Source organism: Lentzea sp. NPDC060358, assembly GCF_042725365.1.
GTDB lineage: Bacteria > Actinomycetota > Actinomycetes > Mycobacteriales > Pseudonocardiaceae > Lentzea.
In genome coordinates this window covers 1-2,245 of sequence record NZ_JBHXCW010000443.1, presented here as the reverse complement: position 1 = coordinate 2,245, position 2,245 = coordinate 1, and the positions used below count along the sequence as shown (strand labels likewise).

The 2,245-nt window shown below is 69.7% G+C and carries 2 protein-coding genes; one reads left to right on the top strand and one right to left on the bottom strand.

Going from position 1 to position 2,245, the window contains the following annotated elements; translation table 11 throughout:
• Positions 1 to 135 precede the first annotated feature (135 nt).
• A complete protein-coding gene (locus tag ACFWGZ_RS40690; RefSeq protein ID WP_330854859.1) occupies positions 136 to 261 on the bottom strand; it encodes a hypothetical protein in 126 nt (41 codons plus the stop codon).
• Between the two features lie 531 nt (positions 262 to 792).
• Between ACFWGZ_RS40690 and ftsZ the strand changes: the two genes are divergently transcribed.
• Positions 793 to 2,088 carry a cell division protein FtsZ gene (gene ftsZ / locus ACFWGZ_RS40685; RefSeq protein ID WP_382456921.1) on the top strand — a complete coding sequence of 432 codons (1,296 nt, stop codon included), beginning with the start codon at positions 793 to 795 and terminating at the stop codon, positions 2,086 to 2,088.
• The last annotated feature ends 157 nt before the right edge of the window (positions 2,089 to 2,245 follow it).

Here is a 2,245-nt window from a genome sequence, read left to right as displayed (position 1 = left end):
GCCCCGCGCCGTTCAGCTCGATCGCGTCACGGCCGCGGCAGCGGAGGGCGCGACGGCGCCGGGAAGCGGCGCGGACGCCGGTGCGACGAGCGGGGGTTCGGCTGCGAGCACATGGGATCTCCTCCTCGGGGTCCGTCAGCCGTTCGGCCTGAGCCGCGCCATCGCGGCTCGCACGAGCAGGCTGCCGAGCCTGCTGGTCACGAGCTCCAGGACGATCGCTTCGACGACGAGCGAGCGCACGGACGCGGGTGCGGGTGCCAAGACGGGCCTCCTGGGTGACGGACGACTGCCGTGTTCATCGACCTGCGCCGCGGGGCATTAGCCGTCTTGATCGTTGTCACCCGAAGGAAGTACTCAAGTCGGTCTCCCACCTGCGATTCCGTCCACAAAGGACAGTAGTCGGCGGTGGTGGGGGAACCCGCGTGGCCCGGCTGCCCGGGCTTGGCTACGGTGGTGGGGAGAAGGGGTCCGGCGCTGCTGTTCGGTCCCAAAAGCACGTGGTCGCGGCGAAGTCCGGGGGAGACGATCTCCGATATCGGCGTCCGACTAGGCTGGTGATGCGCCGTGCTCGACACCATGCGCACTGCTTGACGGCACGACCGGGGAGTAGTAGCGCACAGTGTTGGGACCCTACGGCGTGGCTGCTGGACCGACGCACCGCCGGTGCTTACCGTCCAGCAGGAACATACGGGGTTGACATAACTCTGGGCCTCGACGAGAGGTTGAGAGCTTCGATCCGGGTGCATCCCCACCCAGCACCACGCGCGGACCACGATCAGGAAGGCGGATCCGATGACGCCCCCGCACAACTACCTCGCGGTGATCAAGGTCGTCGGCATCGGTGGTGGCGGCGTCAACGCCGTCAACCGCATGATCGAGGTCGGGCTCAAGGGTGTCGAGTTCATCGCGGTGAACACCGACGCGCAGGCCCTGCTGATGTCTGATGCCGACGTCAAGCTCGACATCGGCCGCGAGCTCACGCGCGGCCTCGGCGCCGGCGCGAACCCGGAGGTCGGTCACAAGGCGGCCGAGGACCACCGCGAGGAGATCGAGGAGGTCCTCAAGGGGGCCGACATGGTCTTCGTGACCGCCGGCGAAGGCGGCGGCACGGGCACCGGCGGCGCGCCGGTGGTGGCCTCGATCGCCCGCAAGCTCGGCGCACTCACCATCGGCGTCGTGACGCGCCCGTTCTCGTTCGAGGGCAAGCGCCGCGCCAAGCAGGCCGAGGACGGCATCCAGGCCCTGCGCAACGAGTGCGACACGCTCATCGTCATCCCGAACGACCGGCTCCTGCAGCTGGGCGACATCGGTGTCAGCCTCATGGACGCCTTCCGCTCCGCGGACGAGGTGCTGTTGTCCGGTGTCCAGGGCATCACCGACCTGATCACGACCCCCGGTCTGATCAACCTGGACTTCGCCGACGTCAAGTCGGTCATGTCCGGCGCGGGCTCGGCGTTGATGGGCATCGGCTCGGCCAGAGGGGAGGGCCGCGCGGTGCAAGCCGCGCAGAAGGCCATCAACTCGCCGCTGCTCGAAGCCTCGATGGAGGGCGCGCACGGCGTGCTGCTGTCGATCGCCGGTGGCTCCGACCTGGGCCTCTTCGAGATCAACGAGTCCGCGTCGCTGGTCCAGGAAGCCGCCCACCCCGACGCGAACATCATCTTCGGTACGGTCATCGACGACTCCCTCGGTGACGAGGTCCGGGTCACGGTGATCGCGGCCGGGTTCGACAGCGGGGGACCCACGCACAAGAAGCTGGAGCCGACAGCCCTGTCGTCGCTGTCCCGGGCCGCTTCCGGCCCGATCGCCGCCGCCACCGCCGCCCCGGTAGCCCAGCCCGTGCCGCAGCCCGTCGTCCAGGCCCCGCCGCCCGTGGTGCAGGCTCCGCCTCCGCCGCCGGTGCACCAGCCCGAGATCCGGCAGGCCCCGCCCACGGCCGTGCCGCCGCAGCCGTCGCCGGTGCAGGGGAACGGGTTCTCGTCCGTACCCCGGTCGCTGTCGCAGAACGGGTCCCTGCCGTCTCGGCCGGTTCCCGTCACCGACGACCCCGATGACGAGGTCGACGTTCCGCCGTTCATGCGGCGGTGAGGTCGACTCTTCGATCTTGTCGGACCCCCTGAGTAGCGTTTGGGTTCAAGGGGTCTTCCTTTCGGGGGGACGCCTGCGTGAGCTTGGCGTTTTGGGGGCTTCGCCCCCTTGCCCCCTGTTGGGGGCTCCGCCCCCTGGCCCCCGGCACTCCCAAAGG

Coding starts and splice junctions, on each gene's coding strand:
- ftsZ (WP_382456921.1), top strand. CDS start 793: ATGACGCCCCCGCACAACTACCTCGCGGTGATCAAGGTCGTCGGCATC.